Source organism: Sphaerisporangium rubeum, assembly GCF_014207705.1.
Lineage (GTDB): Bacteria > Actinomycetota > Actinomycetes > Streptosporangiales > Streptosporangiaceae > Sphaerisporangium > Sphaerisporangium rubeum.
Genome location: NZ_JACHIU010000001.1, coordinates 6032245 through 6051788, shown reverse-complemented (window position 1 = coordinate 6051788; position 19544 = coordinate 6032245). Strand labels below are relative to the sequence as shown.

Below are 19544 nucleotides of genomic sequence, written 5' to 3'. Positions count from 1 at the left end.
AGGCATCTCCCTCAGTGATTGTTGTTGACAATTGATTATCGACAAAAATGGAGGATCAGCGTGGCGATGAGGATCGCGGTGGCGCGTGGCGCGCTCGCCGTACTCGACGAGCTCGCGGACCGGCTGCGTGGCGAGGTCGACTTCGTCACCGGGCCCGCCGACACCCCTGGCGAGATCGCCGAACTGACGGCGGGGGCCGACGCGCTGGTGGTGACCCTGCACCGGCTCGACGACCCGTGTTTCGCCGCGATGGCGGACTCGGTGCGCGTCGTCGGCCGGGCCGGCGTCGGCCTCGACACGATCGACCTGGACGCCGCGCGCGCGCACGGCGTGGCCGTGGTGTACCAGCCGGCGTACGCCGTCGGCGAAGTGGCGACGCACGCCGTGGCGATGCTGCTGGCACTGCAACGCAGGCTCAGCCAGTCGGACGCCGTCGTACGCGGCGCCGGATGGGGTGGCGGCGCCGAGATCGGGCCGATCTTCTCGCTCGGCGACGCGTCGGTCGCGGTGCTCGGCTGCGGCAGGATCGGCCGCGCCGCCGTCGAGCGGCTCGTGCCGTTCGTCGGCGAGGTCCGGGTCTTCGACCCGCTGGTGACCGAGCCGATCCCCGGTGCGCGCCTCGTCGCCGACCTCGGCGAACTGCTCGACGACGCCGACGCGCTCTCCCTGCACGTCCCGCTCACCCCGCAGACCCGGCACATCATCGGCCGGCGGGAGATCCGCCGCATGCGCCAAGGCGCGCTCATCGTCAACGTGTCGCGCGGCGGCCTCATCGACGAGGACGAACTCGCGCTCGCGCTCGCCGACGGCCACCTCGCAGGCGCCGGTCTCGACGTCTTCGAGACCGAACCGCTGCCGCAGTCGTCCCCGCTGCGCACCGCACCCAACATGCTGCTGTCCCCGCACAACGCGTGGAACTCCACCAGCGCCGCGCGGCGGCTCAGCGAGTGGACCGTCGCCGACGTCATCGCCTACATCGCCACGCACGAGGTGAACCACGGCCGTCTCGCCGTCGAGCCCGCGGTGCGCGTCACGTCCGTCCCCGAATAGACACCCCCGCACACGGAGAAAGAGGTACCCCATGGCCGGTGGCAACGACGTTTTCGACATGACGGGAAGGGTCGCGCTGATCACCGGCGGCGCCGGGGGGATCGCACGCGCGGTGAGCGAAGTCCTCGGCGCGCGTGGCGCGGCCATCGCACTGGTCGACGTACGCGAACCCGACCTCGACGCGGCGGTCGCCGAGCTCACCGCGCGCGGTGTGCGGGCCTTCGGCGCGGTCGCCGACATCACCGACGAGCAGGCCGTCGAGGACCTGGTGGACCGCGCGTCCGAGGCGCTCGGCACGGTGGACATGCTCGTCAACAACGCCGCCATCGGTGTGCACACCGCGCCTGAGCACCTGGCGGCCGGCGACTGGCGCAGAGTGCTCGATGTGGACCTCACCGGCGGTTTCCTCGTCGCGCGCGCCGTCGGCCGGCGGCTCATCGAGCACGGCAGAGGCGGCGCCGTCGTCAACCTCAGCTCGATCGCCGGCAGCTCGGCGCTCGGCCGCGGCAACTTCGCCTACAGCGTCGCCAAAGGCGGGGTGAACCAGCTCACCCGTGAGCTGGCCGTCGAATGGGCCCCGTGCGGCATCAGGGTGAACGCGATCCAGCCGTGCCAGGTCAACACCGCGCTCTTCCGCACGCTCGTCGACACACCGGGCCCCGAGGGCCCCGAACTGCTCGCGCACATGCTGCGCGGCATCCCGCTCGGCCGGCTCGCCGAACCCGCCGACATCGCGCACGCCGTGCTGTTCCTGCTGTCGGACGCCTCAGCCATGGTGACCGGCGCGATCCTGCCGGTGGACGGCGGAAACCTGAGCCTGAACGCCGGAGGAAGCCTGAGAGCGATCTCCTGACACTTGTATAGTCATTGTCGACAGTTGGAAATCAACAGGAGACCCCACATGGCGCAGCCCCTCGCCGTACTCGGCCCCGCGCGCCGGCGCCTTCTCACCGACGAGGTCACAGACGACGTGCGCCGCGCGATCGTGTCCGGCGAGCTCAAAGCCGGTGAACGGCTCCGCGAGGACGAGCTCGCCACCCGCAAGAAGGTCAGCCGCGGCCCCGTACGCGAGGCGCTGCTCCGCCTGGAGCAAGAAGGCCTCGTCGTCATCGAACGCCACCGCGGCGCACGCGTGCTCACCCTGTCCCGTGAGGACCACGAGCACATCTACAGCACCCGCCGCGCGATCGAACAGGTCGCCATCGAGTACGCCTGCCGCAACGCCACCGACGACGACTTCGAACGCATGGAAGAGGTCCTCCGGGACTTCCACGCCACGGCCCCCGACGCGCGCACCCCCGCCGCCGTGGCCGACTGCGACATCCTCTTCCACGACGCCGTCTACCTGGCCGCACACAACGCACCCCTGTACCGCGCCTGGGAAAGCCTCCGCTCCCAGATCCACTGGGTCCTCATGACCCGCATGACCCTGCGACCGGACTACAACATCGACTGGGAGAGCGACCACCGCCAACTCCTCGACGTCCTCCGCCGCCGCAAGAAACTCGAAGCCCAAAAAGCCTTCCGAGCCCACGTCCAAGGCGGCTACGAACGCCTCGTGACCGCCCTCAACGACCCTCCTGGCCCGACCCCGCTGCCGGCACCGGCTCCGCAGAGCGCCACAGCCGGGACCGCGTGAACCTCGTCCGTCACGGTCACGCTCGCGGGTACGGTCCCACACACCGTGCTCCTGGCACCGCGATGTCGGCGCCGGTACGGCGGGAAGTGGTACGGCGAATCCGGCGCCGCCGTACGGCGGTTCACCGGGCCAGCAGGCCGCCGTCGATGACGAGTTCGGTGCCGGTGATGAAATCGGCGTCGTCGGAGGCCAGGTAGAGAGCGGCTTCGGCGATCTCGGCGGGTCGGCCGAGGCGGCCCACCGGCTGGCGGGCCACCAGGTTCTGGCGGGCCGTGGCCGGGTCGGCGGAGGCGTCGAGGAGGCGGCCCACCCAGGGGGAGTCGACGGTGCCGGGGACGAGGCAGTTGCAGCGGACGCCGGTGCCGGCGTACTGGACGGCCACCTGTTTGGTGAAGGCGATGACGGCACCCTTGCTGGCGCCGTACGCGGTGCGGTCGACGAGGCCGACCTGGCCGGCGGCCGAGGCGGTGTTGACGATGGCGCCTTTGCCTTGAGCGAGCATGGCGGGGAGCGCGTACTTGGTGCCGAGGAAGACGCCGCGCGCGTTGACGGCGAAGACGTGGTCCCACTCCTCGGCGGTGCAGTCGACGGGGCCGGTGGTCGAGCCGACGCCGGCGTTGTTGCACAGGACGTCGAGGCGGCCGGTGCCGGCGAGTACCCGGTCGATGGTCTCACGGATCTGCGACTCCGAGGTGACGTCGAGAGGCAGCGCGGTGGTGCCGTCCGGACAGCCGCCGGGGTTGAGGTCGGCCGCGTACACGACGGCTCCTTCTTCGCGGAACCGGGACGCCATGTGGAACCCGATGCCGGACCCGGCGCCGGTGACGAGCACGGTACGGCCCTCGAATCGACCCACGCTGATCTCCTTCAGAGGCAGACAGTTCGGATATCAGACGTCTGATGTCCTGATGCTAAGGATCGCCGATAACCGGGTCAAGGGGAGACCGTTTCGGCGAGTGCTCGTGCATCTCGCCGAGGCGGTCGACGGTATCGAAGATCCAGACGGCCTCAGGAGCCGCTCTGAGCCTCGTGCTCGACCGTGGCGGCCGGGTTCAACCAGGCGTGCGTTCCGACGAAGTGCTCGCGCATGGCCATTTCCGCACCCATCGGGTCGCGGAAGCGGAGGCGTTCCAGGATCAGCCGGTGGTGGTGCGCGTCCTCGGCGGGGGAGGACCTGCGCGAACCAGGCAGCTCGGGACGCAGCTCCTCAAGGACCTCCCAGAACGCGCGCAGCAGCTGCATGACCAGGCGGTTCCCGAGAGGCGCGTAGAGCTCCTCGTGGAAACGCCGGTCCTCGGCGACGATCGGCTCGCCGCGCCGGCCGAGGTCCTCCATGCGCTCGACGATGGCCTCAAGGCGCGCGATGCCGTCCTCGTCGATCGTGGTGGCGATACGCCTGACCAGTGCGCACTCCAGGATGTCGCGGACGTCCACGAGGTCGACGGCGGCGCCGACGTCCTGGCGCTGGTTCAGCAGGCCGTGGAAGACCAGGCCGTGGACCAGCGCGTCCATCGACATGCGGCCGACGAACATGCCGTGGCCGTGCCGCACCTCGACGATCTCCAGGGCCTCCAGGGCCTTGAGCGCCTCGCGCAGCGACGCGCGGGACACGTCCAGCTCACGCAGGAGGTCGCTCTCGGTCGGGAGCGCGTCGCCGGGCCGCAGGCCGCGGTCGAAGATGAGCTCCTTGACGCGCTCCTGGATGAGCCGCTGCTGTCGCGTGCCCGTGCGAGGCCGTGCCGTCACCATCTTGACCTGCTCCCCTGGGATCCCTACGGTAGACATCAGACCTTCGACATCCTATGTCTCGCTCGCTCGTGTGGTCATTGTGACCCGCATTCTGCTGCGGCCGGTAGTCCGCCATCAGACAAACCCACCGATCCACACCCCCGTCACGGAGGTTTCTCCCATGTCGCCGCCATGCCGGCCCGTCACGGACGGTGCCCCCGACCTCACAGGTGAGCAGGTCAGGTCCGACCGCCGGCCACACGCCGGCCTTGGTACCACCGCCTGGCCGCGTCCCGCCGCGATTCCCGGTGCCACTGTCCGGCCGCGTCCGCACTCCCTCCGTGCCGCCGGCTTCTCCGGTGTGGCCGCCGTGAGGAGCGCGCGATGACCGAGATCTACATCCCGGTCCTCGGCATGGCCCCCGACGAGGTCCTCCTGGTGAGCTGGCTCAAGAATCCCGGTGACGAGGTCGCCGCGGGGGAGCCGGTCGCGCTGGTCGAGACCGCGAAGGCCGAGCTGGAGGTCGAGAGCCCGGAGGACGGCGTACTCGGGCCGCACCTCTACCCGGCTGCCAGCCACATCCAGCCCGGCGCGACGATCAGCCACGTCCTGGCCCCTGGCGAGAGCCCTCCGCAGGAGACCCCTGCCGTGCCGGAGACGGCCATGTCCTCCGGTACGGCCGAGGCGCCGGCGGAGACCGAGGCCCCGGTGGTGGAGACACCGGCCGTGGCGGTGGAGGCCCCCGCCGAGACGGCGACGGAGACCGTCGCCGAGGCGGTCACAGAGATCCCCGCCGAGGCGGGAACGCGGACATCGTCCGCCGTGAACGGCGACGCCGGCGGCCGGCGTCCCCATGAGCTGAGTCCGCGCCGGCGCCGTCTGGCCTTCGAGGCCGCCGCGGCCGGCCCCGCCACGGCGGGGACCGGTCCGGCTGCGGAGACCGGTCCGGCCGTGGCGGCGACCGCCGCGGCGGCGCACACTCCTGCTGCCGCGGCGACCGGCGCGGGCTCTTCGGCCGTCCAGGCGCCGGCCGCGACCGGAACCGTCCGACCCCCCGCAGGGACAGCCGCGACCGGAACCGTCCAACCCCCGGCGGCGACCACCGCGACCGATGCCGGGACGCCGGCCCCCGTGGCCGCGAAGCAGGACGTGCCGCAGGACCTCGACCGGCACCGGGCCGCCATCGCCAGGTCGGTGTCCCTCTCCTGGCAGACCATCCCGCACTTCACGGTCACCCGCGAGATCCGCATGGAGCCGGCCCTGGACACCCTCAAGGGCTGGAAGATCGTCCTCCCCCGCCTGACCCTGACCGACTTCCTGCTCCGCGCCTTCGCACTCGCGCTCACCGAGCGGCAGGGAACCACCGACGTCGCACTCGGCCTCGCCGTCGCCACCGAGCGCGGCGTCGTCATCCCGGTGCTGCCGTCGGTCCCGCACCAGGACCTCGCCGCGCTGTCCACCGCACGCTGGGCCGCGGCCGAGCGCGCGCAGCAGGGCCGCATGGTCGCGAGCGACGGCCTGACCCCCGCAGGCACCCTGTCCAACCTCGGCAGCCGCGGCGTGGACAGCTTCACCGGCGTCGTCCCGTACGGCCAGAGCGCGCTGCTCACGGTCGGCCGCGCGGCGCAGCGTCCCGTGGTCCAGGACGGCGCGCTCGCGGTCGGCACCACCATGCAGGCCACCCTCAACGTCGACCACCGGTACTGGGACGGACACCACGCCGCCGAGGTGCTCGAACGGCTCGCCGCGATCCTCGCCACCCCCACGCTCCTCACCGGATCCGGCATCGTGCAAGAAGGAAGGCAATCATGACCATCGCGACGTCCGGCCCGGACCTGGACGGAACCCCGCAGGCGGAACTGCTCGACTGGCTGTCCGACATGCTGCTCATCCGCCGCTTCGAGGAGGTCGCCGACGAGCTGACGCTGCGCGGCAAGGTCCCCGGTGGCATGCACGCGGCGATCGGCCAGGAGGCGGTGGCGGTCGGCGCGGTCCGTGGGTTGCGGTCCGACGACATCGTGTCCGGCACGCACCGTTCGCACCATCACGCGCTCGCCAAGGGCCTGCCGGTCGGCGGGGTGCTCGCCGAGCTGTTCGGCAAGGCCACCGGTGTGGTCGGCGGTCGCGGCGGCTCGATGCACCTGGCCGACTTCGAGCGCGGCATGTGGGGCAGCAACGGCATCGTCGGCGCGGGGCTCGGCATCGCCATGGGTGCGGCGCTCGGCCAGGTCGTCAAGGGCTCCGACCAGGTCGCGCTCGGGTTCTTCGGCGACGGCGGCGCCAACACCGGCCGCGTGTGGGAGTTCGTGAACCTCGCCGCGGTGTGGAAGCTGCCGCTCATCGCGGTCTGCGAGAACAACGTGTACGCGGTGGAGACCATGTCCAGCCAGGTCACCGGCGGCGAGTCGGTCGCCGCGCGGGCCGCGGGCTTCGGCCTGCCGTCCCACCAGATCGACGGCCAGGACGTGGTCGCCGTCTACCACGCCGTACGTGAGGCCGCCGAGCGCGGCCGGTCAGGCGGCGGCCCCACCTTCCTGGAACTGCTCACCTACCGCTACCGGGGACACAACAGCGGCGAGGTGATCAGGTACCGCACCGAGGACGAGGTCACGCGGTGGCGTACCTCCAAGGACCCGATCGAACGATTCTGCGCCAGGCTCACCGAGCAGGGCCTGCTGGACCCCGACGAGCTCGACCGCCGTACATCAGCCGCGCACGCTCAGGTCGACGACGCCGTGCGCTTCGCCGAGGAGTCACCATGGCCGGACCCCTCCACCGCCGCAGAGAACGTCTCCGCGTGGACCAGGAGCGGACGATGAGCGCCGACGTCAGTTACTCCACCGCGTTCCAGCAAGGTGTGCGCGAGGAGATGCAGCGCGACAAGACAGTGTTCGTGCTCGGCACGGACCTCTTCGACAGAGGCGGCCACTTCGCGCAGGTCAAGGGCCTCGGCGACCAGTTCGGCCGCACCCGCGTGCGGGACTCGCCGATCTCCGAGGCGGCCATGGTGGCGGCCGGCGTCGGCGCGGCGCTCGCCGGCACGCGTCCGCTGGTGGACCTCAACTTCATGGACTTCGCCTACGGCGCCATGGACGAGATCGCCAACCAGGCCGCCAAGCTGCGGTACATGTGGGGCTCGCCGGTCCCGCTGGTCATCCGCGCCACCTCCGGTGTGGCGCAGGGCGGCGCGCAGCACAACAACAGCCTTGAGCCGTGGTTCTCCGGTCTGCCGGGCCTGAGCGTCGTGTCGCCGTACCGGCCGTACGACGTCAAGGGCCTGATCAAGTCGGCGCTGCGCGGCAGCGACCCGGTGATCTTCATGATGCACAAGAAGCTCACCGGGGCCCGTGGCCCGGTCGGCGACGACACCGAGCTCGTGGACATCGGCTCGGCGCACGTCGCGCGGCGCGGCACCGACGTCACCGTGGTGAGCTACAGCTACGGCGTGCGCCTCGCGACGCAGGCCGCCGAGGCGCTCGCGCAGGACGGCGTGTCCGCCGAGGTCATCGACCTGCGCACGTTGTACCCGCTGGACACCGCCACCATCGTCGAGTCGGTCCGGCGCACCGGCCGGGTCGTCGTGGTGGACGAGGCCCCGCGGTACGGCGGCATGGCCGCCGAGATCGTCACCAGCATCACCGAATCGGCGTTCTGGTACCTGGACCAGCCGGTCCACCGGGTCACCGGCGCGCACACCCCCATCCCGCACAGTCCCGCTCTGCTCGACGCGATCCTCCCCACCGAGGCCGACGTGGTGCGCGCGGTGCGGCAGGTACTCGCCGACGGACCTCAGGAGGCCCGATGAAGCTCGTCAGTTTCCGCACCGCGCAGCAGGAGCGGTACGGCGTGGTGCGGGAGGACGGCACCGTGGCCGACCCGCGGCTCGCCGACCCGTCGCTGCCTGCGGACCTTTGCGACCTGCTCGCCGACCGGGACGCGCTGCGCCGCGCCGCCGACGCCGCGGCCGGCGCCGACAGCGCCGGCAAGCTCGCCGACCTGGACCTGCTGCCGGCGGTGCCGCACCCTGGCAAGATCATCTGCATCGGCGTCAACTACGCCGAGCACGCCGCCGAGACCGACACCGAGGCGCCGCCGTACCCGACGGTGTTCGCCAAGTTCACCAACGCGCTCAGCGCGCACGGCAGCCCCATCGTGGTCCCCGCCGAGTCCGGCGAGATCGACTACGAGGCCGAGCTCGCCGTGGTGATCGGCGCGACCGCGCGGCATGTCTCCGAGGACGACGCGCTGGACCACGTCGCCGGCTACGCGCCGTTCAACGACGTGACCGCGCGCGACTGGCAGGTGCGCACCACGCAGTGGGACCTCGGCAAGAGCTTCGACACCTTCGGCCCCATCGGGCCGTACATCACCACCGCCGACGAGATCGGCGACCCGCAGGACCTCACGCTGCGGCTCACCATCGACGGCGAGGTGCTCCAGGAGGCCAGCACCAGCGACATGATCTTCCCGGTGCGCACGCTCGTGTCGTACCTGAGCAGCGTCATCACCCTCAACCCCGGTGACGTCATCGCCACCGGCACCCCGTCAGGTGTCGGCATGGCCCGCGACCCGAAGCGCTGGCTGCGTCCCGGTGACGTGGTCCGTGTGGAGATCAGCGGCCTCGGCGCGCTGGAGAACCCCGTGGTGGACGGCGGTACGGCGTGAACGGCGGCTCTGTCAACGGCGCAGGCGGCGACGGCTTGCTCGGCTGCGGCGACCCGTTCCGCCTCGACGGCCGGGTGCTCGTGGTGACCGGCTCGGGTCAAGGCATCGGCCGTGCGATCGGGGCCCGCGCCGCCGAACGCGGCGCCACCGTCGTCGGCCTGGACCGCGACGCCGGCCACGGCCAGAAGGCGGCCGACGCGCTCGCCGCCACCGGCGCCGAAGCCGCCTTCCTCCAGTGCGACATGGCGGACCCGGACCAGATCGAGGCCGCGTTCGAGCGGATCGCCGACCGGTACGGCCAGGTCGACATCCTCGTGAACAACGCGGCGGCCGGCAGTCACACCCCGCCGGCCGACCTGACGCTCGACGAGTGGCAGCACGTCGTGGACGTCAACGTCACCGGCTACCTGCTCGCCGCGCAGGCCGCCGGAGCACTGATGATCGCCGGCGGCCGTGGCGGCTCGATCGTCAACATGAGCTCGATCGGCGGCTCCAGCGCGCTCGGCCGCGGCAACTTCGCCTACAGCATCACCAAAGGCGCGGTGAACCAGCTCACCAGGGAACTCGCCGTCGAGTGGGCCGCGTACGGCATCCGCGTCAACGCCATCCAGCCGTGCCAGGTCCGCACCGAAGGCATCGGCTCACTGCTCGCCGACCAGCGCTTCGACGGCGGCAAGGTGGAGAACCGGTTCGTGGCCGGCATCCCCCTCGGCCGGCTCGCCGAGCCGTCCGACATCGCCGCGGTCGCGGTGTTCCTCGGCAGCGACGCCGCCGGTTTCGTCACCGGCGTCATCCTCCCGGTGGACGGCGGCAACCTGGCACTCAACGCCGGCGGCACCATCGGCTCGGCCCGCACGGCCGAGAGCGCCACCCGATGACGACCGCCATCCAGATCGGAAGCGTGGCCCGATGACGACCGCCATCCCCCCGGGGTCAGAAACCCCGGGGGCCCCCGCGCCTGACCCTGTGGTGCTGACCGCCGACCGGCTGACTGCTTTCTCGGCAACCCTCATGGAAGGCCTCGGCACCCCCGGCGACCTGGCCCGCCAGGTCGCCGAGTCCTTGGTCTCGGCCAACCTGGCGGGTCACGACTCGCACGGCGTGATCAGGCTCCCCTGGTACGCCGAGTTCGCCGACCGCGGCCTCGCCGTACCGGACGCGCGTCCGCGGGTGGTCAGAAGCGAAGGCGCGACCGCCGTGGTGGACGGCCACCGCGGCTGGGGACAACCGGCCGCGTTGTTCGCCGTGGATCACGCCGCCGACCTCGCCGGCCGGTTCGGCGCCGCCGTCGTCACCATCAGGAACTGCAACCACGTCGGCCGCATCGGCGAGTACGTCGAACTGCTCGCGGCGCGCGGCCTGCCGTCCGTCATGTGGTGCAACGCCGACCCGGCGGTCGCGCCGTACGGCGGCGCGCGCCGCATGCTCGGCACCAACCCGTTCGCCGCAGGCGTCCCGACCGGCGACGGCCCTCCCGTGATCGTCGACTTCGCCACCGCCGCCGTCGCCGAAGGCAAACTCCGCGTCGTCCGCGCCGCCGGCGGCACCGTCCCGGAAGGCCTCATCCAGGACGCCGAAGGCCGTCCGTCCACCGACCCCGAAGCCTTCTACGCCGGCGGCTCACTCCTGCCGTTCGGCGGACACAAGGGCTTCGGCCTGTCCGTCCTCGTGGAACTGCTCGGTGGCGCGCTGTCCGGCAACCACCCCTCCTGCCTGCCGGAGTACGTCTGGGGCAACGGCGTCGTCCTGATCGTCATGCGACCCGGAGCCTTCGTCCCCGAGCACGACTACACGGCCGACGCACACGACGCCACCGAGGCCCTGCGCGCCACACCCCCGGCCCAGGGCTTCGACACGGTCCGGCTTCCCGGCGACCCCGAACGCGCCACCCGTGCGTCTCGTGAGAAATCCGGCATCCCGATTCCCGCACCGGTATGGCATGAACTGCGCGCTCTGGCCGTCCGGCTCGACCTCACCGAGAGCGACCTTCCCGGCATCTAGCCGCGAACGGTGTCGCGTACGGCCCCCGGCGCTCAGGGACGCCGGGAGCCCTCCCGCGACACCGGCACACGCTCAGCCGCCGAGCCCCAGCAGCCGCACCGCGTTGTCCTTGAGGATCCGCGGCCGGACCTCCGGCTTGATGTCAAGCGTGTCGAAGTCCGCCAGCCACCGATCAGGCGTGATCAGCGGATAGTCCGACCCGAACAGCACCTTGTCCTTGAGCAACGTGTTCGCGTACCGCACGAGCTGCGGCGGGAAGTACTTCGGCGACCACCCCGACAGGTCGATGTACACGTAGGGCTTGTGCGTCGCCACCGCCAGCGCCTCGTCCTGCCACGGAAACGACGGATGCGCCAGCACGATCCGCAACTCAGGAAAATCCACCGCGACGTCATCCACCAGCATCGGATCCGAGTACTTCAACCGCACACCCCCACCCCCCGGCACCCCCGCCCCGATCCCCGTCTGCCCCGTGTGGAACAGGGCAGGCACCCCCGCCTCCTCGATGGCCTCGTACAACGGATAAGCCACCGGATCGTTAGGCGCCATCCCCTGCAGACTCGGATGGAACTTGAACCCCCGCACCCCGTGATCCCGGACCAGCCGCCGCACCTCCCGAGCCCCACCCACCCCCTTCCAGGGATCCACACTCGCGAACGGGATCAACACATCGGCATGCTCCGCGCAACTCTCCGCCACCTCTTCATTGGAGATCGCCGGATGCCCCGTAGCGTGCTCCGCGTCCACCGTGAACACCACCGCGGCCATCCGCCGCTCCCGGTAGTACGCCGCCATCTCAGAGATGGACGGCCGCGCGGCCCCCTTGAAGTACTTCGCCGAAGCCTCGAACAACTCATCACTCAACGACCTGTGCCCCTCCCGCGAAACCTCCGCATGAGTGTGCACATCGATGGCGACCAACCCGGCGACATCCATACCCACCATCCCGCGTCCCACCTCTCCCCGAGCCACGTCCAGAAGACCGTACAAGTTACCTGCAAGACGGCAGCTCTCCACAAGTACCCACCTGCCACGACGCCTCTCGCCGCAACGACGCCTGGTGAGCTACTCGATCTGCGATAGTGACCGCGTGCGGACCGTTCACATCGAAGCCAAACCCGACCACCTGCTGCGACTCGCTCGCCTCAAGGACCCGGCAGGGGCCGTGGCGGAAATGATCTGGAACGCGTTGGACGCGGAGGCGCACAACGTCAGCGTCGAGGTCGAGGTCAACGAGATCGGTGGCGTGGAGTCGGTCGTCGTCACCGACGACGGCCACGGCATGCCGAACGCCTCGTGCGCGCACTACTTCGAAGGGCTCGGCGGTTCGTGGAAGGCCACCGCCAAGGTTTCCCCTGATCTGCGACGCGGACTGCACGGCCACAGCGGCCAGGGACGGCTCCGGGCCTTCGCGCTCGGCGAGCAGGTTCAATGGATCACCGTGGCGCAGGCGGCCGACGGCCGGATGCAGCGCACGGTCATCAGCGGCGTGGCGGACCGGCCCGCGGACTTCGAGATCTCCGAACCTGTCCTCGTGTCCGGCGCGACCGGGACGAGAGTGGAGGCTTCCGTCCCCGCCGGTTACGTCAACCGGCTCACTCAGGACGACACCGCGCAGCAGCTCACCTCGACGTTCGCTCCCTTCCTAGCGGCCAATCCCGGGGTGCGGATCAGCTACCAGGGTGATGTCCTGGACCCTGCCACCGTCTGGACCGACACAGCCGAGTATCCGGTGCCTTGGTCAGGTTCAGGCGGTTATCCCGAACCGCTGCTGCGTGTCATCGGGTGGCCGAAGAACGTGGGACGTGTGCTGGCGCTCTGTGACGCCAACGGTGTCGTGCTCGACGAGTCCTCCCCAGGCATACAGGCACCGGGCTATCACTTCACGGCCTATCTGCTGTGGGACGGCTTCGTGGAGCGGCGTGACGATCTGCCGCTCGCTGAGATGGACGAGCTCAGTGGGTTGCTGGAGTGCGCACGGGAAAGGTTGCGTGCGCACTTCAAGAAACGCGACATGGAGCGGCGGGTCAGGCTCATCCAGGAGTGGAAGAACGAGGGCACCTATCCGTACTCGGGTGAACCTGTAGAGCCGGCGCAGGCCGTCGAACGAGAGATGTTCGACGAGGTGGCGACGAGGATAGCGCGGCGCCTGCCGGGGGCGGCTCAGAGCAAGCGGACCACGTTGCGGCTGCTTCGTGCGGTTATTTCACGGGACCCTGGCGGGCTGTATCCGGTGCTGGACGAGTTGTTCCGGCTGCCGCAGGCGGAGCAGGACGAGCTCAAGCGGATCCTTCAGCGGACCAGTCTGTCGCAGGTCATCAAGGCGACCGGGGAAGTGGGGGATCGGCTCGACTTCCTTGCCGCTCTGCGGAAGTTGGTCTTCGAGCCGGACGTGAGCAGGACCGTGAAGGAACGGAGCGAACTCCACAAGATCCTGGAACGCGAGACTTGGATCTTCGGCGACGCCTATGCACTGATGATCAGCGACCAGAGCCTCGACGCCGTACTGAGGCGTCACCTCAAGGAACTGGGACGCGAGCCGGAGGATGGTCGGCTCGATCCGGTACGGCGAGAGGACGGCAGAAGAGGAATCGTCGACCTGCTTCTCGGTCGCGCTCACCGGGGTAACTCTGGCAGGGAACACCTCATCGTCGAACTGAAGGCTCCGAAGGTGAAGATCGGCCAGGTGGAGGTCGCGCAGATCAAGAGCTATGCGCAGGCGGTCGTCAACGATCCTCAGTTCCGTGACCCGCGTGTGCGCTGGGACTTCTGGGTCGTCTCCACCGAGATGGACGACATCGTGAGACGCGACGCCAGCGCGCCGAACCTGCCTCCGGGATGTATCGCCGAGTGGGAAGGCGGAGTCCGCATCTGGGCCCGTACCTGGAGCGAGATCATCGACGACTGCGAGGATCGCCTCCACTTCTACCGTGACCGGCTGAACCAGGATCCGGCGTCCGAGCATGCCATGGAGTACCTGCGTCGGGTCCATGGTGCGGCGGCGCCGGAGACGGTCATGGCCGGATAGGACGACTCGTGGAGGAAGGGGAAACTCGCGGGACACCGGACGTGCGGCGTCGGTGGTCGGCGAGTCACGGTTCCGGGTGTGAATGTGCCTCAAGGGTGCGCTGGTAGGCGGCTTGTAGTTGGTCGCGGACGGTTTGGCCGGCGGGGGGTGGGCCGGCTGGGGTGCCGAGGTGTTCTTCGCGTAGTTCGGTCATGAAGCGGGTCCACATCGGGGGGCCGCCTTCGGAGAGGGCTGTCGCGCGGATCGACATTTCCTTGGTGACCGGTAGCCAGCGGGTTCCCCAGGTGCCGAGTGCGGCCAGGACTGGGACGAGGTCGATGGATGCCTCGGTCAGGCTGTAGACGACCTTTTGTTTGTGGGTCTCGTCGGCGTGTTTGGTGAGCATTCCTAGGTCGACGAGGTGTTTGAGGCGGGCCGCGAGGATGTTGGACGCTATGTGCTCGTCGGAGGCGGTGAGGAGTTCGCGGAAGTGGCGGCGGCCTCCGAAGATCATGTCGCGGAGGATGAGGAGGCTCCAGCGGTCGCCTAGGACTTCCAGCGACAGGTTGATGGGGCAACCTGAGCGGTGAGCTTCGAGCATTGAGCCTCCTACCGGTTGCGTTTTGCAATCAGTTTAATCTAGGTTGGAACCGATTGCATAATGCAACCGCGTCATGGAGGAGGAGTCATGGGGAAGCTGATCCACGTCGACATCGTGTCCCTGGACGGTCGGGTCAACGATGAGAACGGCAAGTTCGGCTGGGCCGAGCCGGTCGAGGAGGTGCACCGGTTCATGAACGATCTGGCTCGGCCGCTCGGCACTCATCTGAACGGACGACGGATGTATGAGGTCATGGTCTTCTGGGAGACGGTGCATGAGCAGCCGGACGTTCCCGACTACATCCTCGACTACAGCGAGATCTGGCGGTCCGCGGAGAAGGTCGTCTACTCCACGACGTTGGCGGAGCCGCGCAGTGCGCGGACGCGCATCGAGCGGACCTTCGATGCGGAGGCCGTGCGTGCGCTCAAGGAGTCGTCGGCGAAGGATCTGTCGATCGGTGGTGCGAACCTCGCTGCTCAGGCGCATCGGGCCGGTCTGGTCGACGAGGTCCACCTGGTCGTCTGTCCGGTTATCGTCGGCAGCGGTACACGTTCACTTCCCGAGGGGGTTCACAGGAACCTGAGGTTGCTCGATCAGCACACCTTCTCCAAGGGGACGCTCTACCTCCGGTACGCCGTGGAGAACTGAGTGGTCGTGTGGCGTGTCAGGTGGCGATCGGAGGTGCGGCGTGAACCGACCGTTCGCGACTCCTGCCGGTGATCGAGGACCGGGGACGCTAGGCGGCGAGTTCCTGTTTCACGTGGTCGCGGAATTCGCGGACGGCGATGGTGGTGCTGTGGGGGTCGAGGCGGGTCGTGAACGACTTGACGAACTCCACGGAGCGCTTGGAGCTCAGGGTTTTGGCCTGGCGGACGGCGGGACGTGCGGTGGCGAGGGCCTGGTCGAGTTCACCCAGGTTGAGGTAGGCGTCGGCGGCGTGCATGCGGTTGAACTGTGCGGAGCGTGGCAGGCGGCCTTGGAACGTCTCGGCTGCTGCTTCGGCGCAGGCCGCCGCGCGCTGATGCTCGCCGATCAGTCCCCATGACCTGCCGGCTTCGGCGTGCAGCTCCGCCGCCTCGTACGTGATTACCCACGCCGGGTCGCTGTCGCTGAGGCCTTGTCCGTACGCGCGCTCGGCTTCACCGAGCAGCCGTTGAACCTGCCTGGCGGCGTGCTTGTCGCCGGACTCGCCTGGCTTGGCGTGCAGCGCGGTCGTCCAGGCCTCGCGTGAGATCAACAGGGACATGACCCGTGGTGACGCCTGCGCCTGCCGTGCGGTCTCTCTGGCGGAACGTGCTAGGCGCAGAGACCAGAGTGGTTGATCGATGTGGATCGCCTGCCGGGTCATGGCGGTCAGGATCCATACGGCCGTCAAGGGATCGTTGGCCGCTTTGGCGAACCTGAGCGCCTGGCCGAAGTGCTGCTGCGCCGGGCCGTGCAGGTTCATGTCGAAGGCGGTCCAGCCTGCCATCCGGCTCATACCGGCGGCGGCGCTCATCAGTGCCGCTCCGACCTCGTCGTCGTAGCGGCCGTGGAGCAGCGGCGTGACGTTGGTGTGGAGGTAGCGCAGGACCACGGGACGGACCAGTCCGGCGCCGAACTGGTGATCCATCTGGCTGAACATCTGCCGAGCCTCGTCGATGCGCTGAACGTCGGTCATGCCGACTGCGCGTCCGGTCCCGGTGTGCGCGGCCGACGCGGCGGGGTTGTCGTACGTCCACGAGGTCAGCCACTCCGCCAGTGCTGCCGGGACGAACGGCAGGGTGGCGAGCATGTGTCGGCGGGACTGATCCATCTCGAACCTCCACAGCAGGTCGGCCGACTTCACGGTAGCCGTGACCGAACCGTCGCCACAGTCGGCGAGTGGCCAGGAAGGTGTCTCCGGGAGGGTCCAGCCGTCTACCCACCGCTCGACGTCCGCGTGGGTCGCGCCGAAGACCGCGGCGAGGCGAGCGCGGTGGCGTGCGCGTACGCCTTGTTCGCCTCGTTCCCAGCGGGCCCAGGTCGTGAGCGACACGCCGAGTGCTTCGGCCGCCGCCTCCTGGCTCATGCCTCTGCGGCGTCGTGCGCGGACCAGTTCGGGACGTGCCGTCTGCTTTTCGCTTGCCTCCACCATCAGCCTCCGTAATCGGACGACCACTGAGCGTGATGAACGATGGCACTGGTCAGGGCCGCGTGCCAAGCGTTTCCGGTGAAACGACCAGGGATCGACCGGCTGACGGCATGCGCCGCCCCGTGGTGCGGTCCCGGGGTGACGTCGGGTCAGGTCGTCCGGATCTCCGCGTAGCCGAGTTTCTCGAAGGTCCTGAGGTACTCGGCGAGGGTCAGGGTGAATACGCCGTTGTTGGGTTCGGGGGTGAAGTCGCCGGCCCGTCTGCCGTGGGGGTTGTAGAGGGTGATGGTCGACCTAGGCGGGGCTGGATGGCACGCGCGGACGTCGTCATGCTGGTGCCGAGCACGATCCGGCCGCTCTGCGACACATAGGCGTCGAGTTCGGGTCGCCGGGTTGGTTGTTCAGCGCACGTCCACACAGGGCAGAGGCGTGGTTCGCGATCAGGAAGGGACGGAGGTGGGGTGCGGGTGGGACGGCGGGTCAGGGAGTTGTGCCGGGATGCCGAGGGGTTGCTCGGGGAGGCTCGGGGGCTGCTTGAGGAGTATGCGGGGGTGCGGCGGGGGGTTGTTGAGGCGTTGGCCGCGGTGCGGGGGGAGGTGGCGCGGGGGGAGCTTGCGGGGATTCCGGTCGCGCGGATCAATGATGTGACCGAGGGGCGGTTGCGGGTGGGGGTGTTGGAGCGGAACGGGTTTTCCACGGTGCTCGATGTGCTGGACGCGTCCGCGTATGAGTTGCAGTTGCTGCCGGGGGTCGGTGCGGGGACGGTGCGGCAGGTGCGTGCGGCGGCGGAGACGATTCGGCGGGCCGCTGTCGAGGCGGCGGGGATCAGGATCGACGCGGAGCGGCGGGATCGGCTTTCCGGGGAGCTGGTCGTGGCGTTGCGGCGGCTGGTCGAGGCGGGGCCGGAGCTGCCGCGGGCTGTCGAGGTGGCTCGCGGGGTGGTGGGTCAGGTGGAGGGGTTGCTGGAGGAGGCTCGGCCGGCGCGGGGGTTCGTGCGGATGTTGTTCGCGGACTCGGGGAGGAGGGAGAGGGCTCGGGATGCCGTTGAGGAGATGGCGGGGGTGCTCGCGGGGGCTCGGGAGACGCGGCTGTCGATCGCTCAGGCGACGGCGGATCTGTTGCGGCCGGCGGGGTCGGAGTTCGAGGCGTGGACGGATTTCGAGTTCAGGAGTGCGGAGTATTACAGCTTGCTCGCGGAGATCGCGGGGGAGCCGGTTGAGAGTGGACATGGGGTTCTGCCTGGGGATCTGGTGGCGAAGGTCGAGGCGCAGGAGCTGGATGACGCGGAGCGGCGGGTTTCGCTCCGGGGGTATCAGGCGTTCGGTGCGCGGTTCGCGTTGGCGCAGGGGAGGGTGATTCTCGGGGACGAGATGGGGCTCGGGAAGTCGGTCGAGGCGGTGGCGGTGCTGGCGCATTTGAAGGCGCGGGGGGAGACGCATTTTGTGGTGGTGTGTCCGGCCAGTGTGTTGGTGAACTGGGTTCGGGAGATCGAGGGTCGGAGCACGCTGGCGGCTTATCGGGTGCATGGGGAGGAGCGGGAGGCGGCTTGGGAGGTGTGGTCGCGGCGGGGTGGGGTCGCGGTGGTGACCATGGACGGGTTGTACCGGCTGGAGGTGCCGGGTGGAGTGGCGGACGGGGTGCGTGACGGGGTGCCGGGTGGGGTGGTGGACGGGGTGCGTGACGGGGTGCCGGGTGGGGTGGTGGACGGGGTGCGGGTTGGGTTGTTGGTGGTGGATGAGGCGCATTTTGTGAAGAATCCGGAGACTCGGCGGGCCAAAGCGGTGGCGGCTTGGTGTGCGCGGGTCGAGCGGGTTTTGTTTCTCACGGGGACGCCGATGGAGAACCGGGTCGAGGAGTTCCGGGTGTTGGTGTCTTATCTGCGGCCTCAGATGGCGGAGGAGTTGCGGGGGGAGGAGGTGGCGGCGGGGGCCATGGCGTTCCGGCGGGCTGTGGCGCCGGTTTATCTGCGGCGGAATCAGGAGGATGTGCTCGCGGAGCTGCCGGAACGGGTCGATGTGGACGAGTGGGTGGAGTTCAGCGGTGCGGACATGGCGGCGTACCGGGAGGCGGTGGCGGCGGGGAACTTCATGGCGATGCGTCGTGCGGCCTATGCCGAGCCTGCCACCTCGGCCAAGTTGAAGCGGCTGCTGGAACTGGTGGAGGACGCGCGGGCCAACGGGTTGAAGGTTGTCGTGTTCTCGTACTTCCGTGCTGTGCTGGCGGCGGTCGAGGCGGCGTTGGACGGCCGGGTGCACGGGCCGCTCACGGGGGCCCTGCCTGCGGTGCGGCGTCAGGAACTGGTGGACGAGTTCTCGCGTGCCGCTGGTCACGCGGTGCTGCTCAGTCAGGTGCAGGCCGGGGGGACGGGGCTGAATCTGCAGGCCGCGTCTGTGGTCATCATGTGTGAGCCGCAGGTCAAGCCCACGTTGGAGGCGCAGGCGGTCGCTCGTGCGCATCGGATGGGGCAGGTTCGCACGGTTCAGGTGCATCGGCTGTTGTCGGTGGACGCGGTCGATCAGCGGATGCTCGCGATCCTGGCCGCCAAGGACGACCTGTTCGACGCGTACGCACGGCGGAGCGATCTCGCGGACGCGACGGCCGGTGCGGTGGACGTCTCCGAGCAGTCGCTGGCGCGGCGGATCGTCGAGGAGGAGCAGCGGCGGCTCGCGCTTTCCTGATTCCGGCCTGATTCGAGGGCTGCTCAAGATTGAGCGGACGTCCCCCGGCCTTTCGGTGAAGG

The 19544-nt window shown here is 69.6% G+C and carries 17 protein-coding genes; 12 read left to right on the top strand and 5 right to left on the bottom strand.

The window, feature by feature from the left end; genetic code table 11:
• Positions 1 to 66 precede the first annotated feature (66 nt).
• From BJ992_RS25665 to BJ992_RS25655, 3 genes are read left to right on the top strand one after another with little or no spacing between them, the layout of a single operon-like run.
• Entirely contained in the window at positions 67 to 1050 is a 984-nt protein-coding gene (locus BJ992_RS25665; protein WP_246497560.1) for an NAD(P)-dependent oxidoreductase, read from the top strand.
• A gap of 31 nt (positions 1051 to 1081) precedes the next feature.
• Positions 1082 to 1903, top strand: a complete 822-nt coding sequence (locus BJ992_RS25660) for an SDR family NAD(P)-dependent oxidoreductase (RefSeq protein ID WP_184985250.1) — start codon at positions 1082 to 1084, stop codon at positions 1901 to 1903.
• 48 nt (positions 1904 to 1951) lie between these two features.
• On the top strand, positions 1952 to 2689 hold the full coding sequence (locus BJ992_RS25655; RefSeq protein ID WP_184985248.1) for a GntR family transcriptional regulator: 738 nt from the start codon (positions 1952 to 1954) through the stop codon (positions 2687 to 2689).
• A 121-nt stretch (positions 2690 to 2810) separates the two neighbouring features.
• Here BJ992_RS25655 and BJ992_RS25650 read toward each other — a convergent pair whose 3' ends face one another.
• Positions 2811 to 3545 (bottom strand): SDR family oxidoreductase, encoded by a 735-nt coding sequence (locus tag BJ992_RS25650; protein ID WP_221474976.1) that lies wholly within the window; start codon positions 3543 to 3545, stop codon positions 2811 to 2813.
• A 152-nt stretch (positions 3546 to 3697) separates the two neighbouring features.
• Complete coding sequence (locus BJ992_RS25645; protein WP_221474975.1) at positions 3698 to 4474, bottom strand: FadR/GntR family transcriptional regulator; 777 nt, start codon at positions 4472 to 4474, stop codon at positions 3698 to 3700.
• A gap of 327 nt (positions 4475 to 4801) precedes the next feature.
• Between BJ992_RS25645 and BJ992_RS25640 the strand changes: the two genes are divergently transcribed.
• The 6 genes from BJ992_RS25640 to BJ992_RS25615 are packed head-to-tail and all read left to right on the top strand — an operon-like array spanning position 4802 to position 11083.
• Complete coding sequence (locus BJ992_RS25640; RefSeq protein ID WP_184985246.1) at positions 4802 to 6229, top strand: 2-oxo acid dehydrogenase subunit E2; 1428 nt, start codon at positions 4802 to 4804, stop codon at positions 6227 to 6229.
• Complete coding sequence (locus tag BJ992_RS25635; protein WP_184985244.1) at positions 6226 to 7236, top strand: thiamine pyrophosphate-dependent dehydrogenase E1 component subunit alpha; 1011 nt, start codon at positions 6226 to 6228, stop codon at positions 7234 to 7236. The genes BJ992_RS25640 and BJ992_RS25635 overlap by 4 nt, the downstream gene beginning before the upstream one ends.
• Entirely contained in the window at positions 7176 to 8222 is a 1047-nt protein-coding gene (locus BJ992_RS25630; RefSeq protein ID WP_221474974.1) for an alpha-ketoacid dehydrogenase subunit beta, read from the top strand. Before BJ992_RS25635 ends, BJ992_RS25630 begins: the two co-directional genes overlap by 61 nt.
• A complete protein-coding gene (locus BJ992_RS25625; RefSeq protein WP_184985242.1) occupies positions 8219 to 9082 on the top strand; it encodes a fumarylacetoacetate hydrolase family protein in 864 nt (287 codons plus the stop codon). The genes BJ992_RS25630 and BJ992_RS25625 overlap by 4 nt, the downstream gene beginning before the upstream one ends.
• Complete coding sequence (locus BJ992_RS25620; RefSeq protein ID WP_184985240.1) at positions 9079 to 9960, top strand: glucose 1-dehydrogenase; 882 nt, start codon at positions 9079 to 9081, stop codon at positions 9958 to 9960. The genes BJ992_RS25625 and BJ992_RS25620 overlap by 4 nt, the downstream gene beginning before the upstream one ends.
• A 31-nt stretch (positions 9961 to 9991) precedes the next feature.
• A complete protein-coding gene (locus tag BJ992_RS25615; RefSeq protein WP_184985238.1) occupies positions 9992 to 11083 on the top strand; it encodes an Ldh family oxidoreductase in 1092 nt (363 codons plus the stop codon).
• A gap of 72 nt (positions 11084 to 11155) precedes the next feature.
• On the opposite strand, the gene BJ992_RS25610 is transcribed toward BJ992_RS25615, so the two are convergent.
• Entirely contained in the window at positions 11156 to 12019 is an 864-nt protein-coding gene (locus BJ992_RS25610; protein ID WP_184985236.1) for an amidohydrolase family protein, read from the bottom strand.
• 124 nt (positions 12020 to 12143) lie between these two features.
• On the opposite strand from BJ992_RS25610, the gene BJ992_RS25605 reads away from it, so the two are divergent.
• Complete coding sequence (locus BJ992_RS25605) at positions 12144 to 14111, top strand: ATP-binding protein (protein WP_184985233.1); 1968 nt, start codon at positions 12144 to 12146, stop codon at positions 14109 to 14111.
• Between the two features lie 64 nt (positions 14112 to 14175).
• On the opposite strand, the gene BJ992_RS25600 is transcribed toward BJ992_RS25605, so the two are convergent.
• Positions 14176 to 14691: a winged helix-turn-helix transcriptional regulator gene (locus tag BJ992_RS25600; protein WP_184985231.1), complete on the bottom strand. Its 516-nt coding sequence runs from the start codon at positions 14689 to 14691 to the stop codon at positions 14176 to 14178.
• 87 nt (positions 14692 to 14778) lie between these two features.
• Between BJ992_RS25600 and BJ992_RS25595 the strand changes: the two genes are divergently transcribed.
• Positions 14779 to 15339: a dihydrofolate reductase family protein gene (locus tag BJ992_RS25595; RefSeq protein ID WP_184985229.1), complete on the top strand. Its 561-nt coding sequence runs from the start codon at positions 14779 to 14781 to the stop codon at positions 15337 to 15339.
• 88 nt (positions 15340 to 15427) lie between these two features.
• Here the strand turns inward: BJ992_RS25595 and BJ992_RS25590 are convergent, their stop codons facing one another.
• Positions 15428 to 16831, bottom strand: a complete 1404-nt coding sequence (locus BJ992_RS25590; protein WP_484592958.1) for a helix-turn-helix transcriptional regulator — start codon at positions 16829 to 16831, stop codon at positions 15428 to 15430.
• A gap of 434 nt (positions 16832 to 17265) precedes the next feature.
• Between BJ992_RS25590 and BJ992_RS25585 the strand changes: the two genes are divergently transcribed.
• Positions 17266 to 19482, top strand: a complete 2217-nt coding sequence (locus BJ992_RS25585) for an SNF2-related protein (RefSeq protein WP_184985225.1) — start codon at positions 17266 to 17268, stop codon at positions 19480 to 19482.
• Positions 19483 to 19544 lie beyond the last annotated feature (62 nt).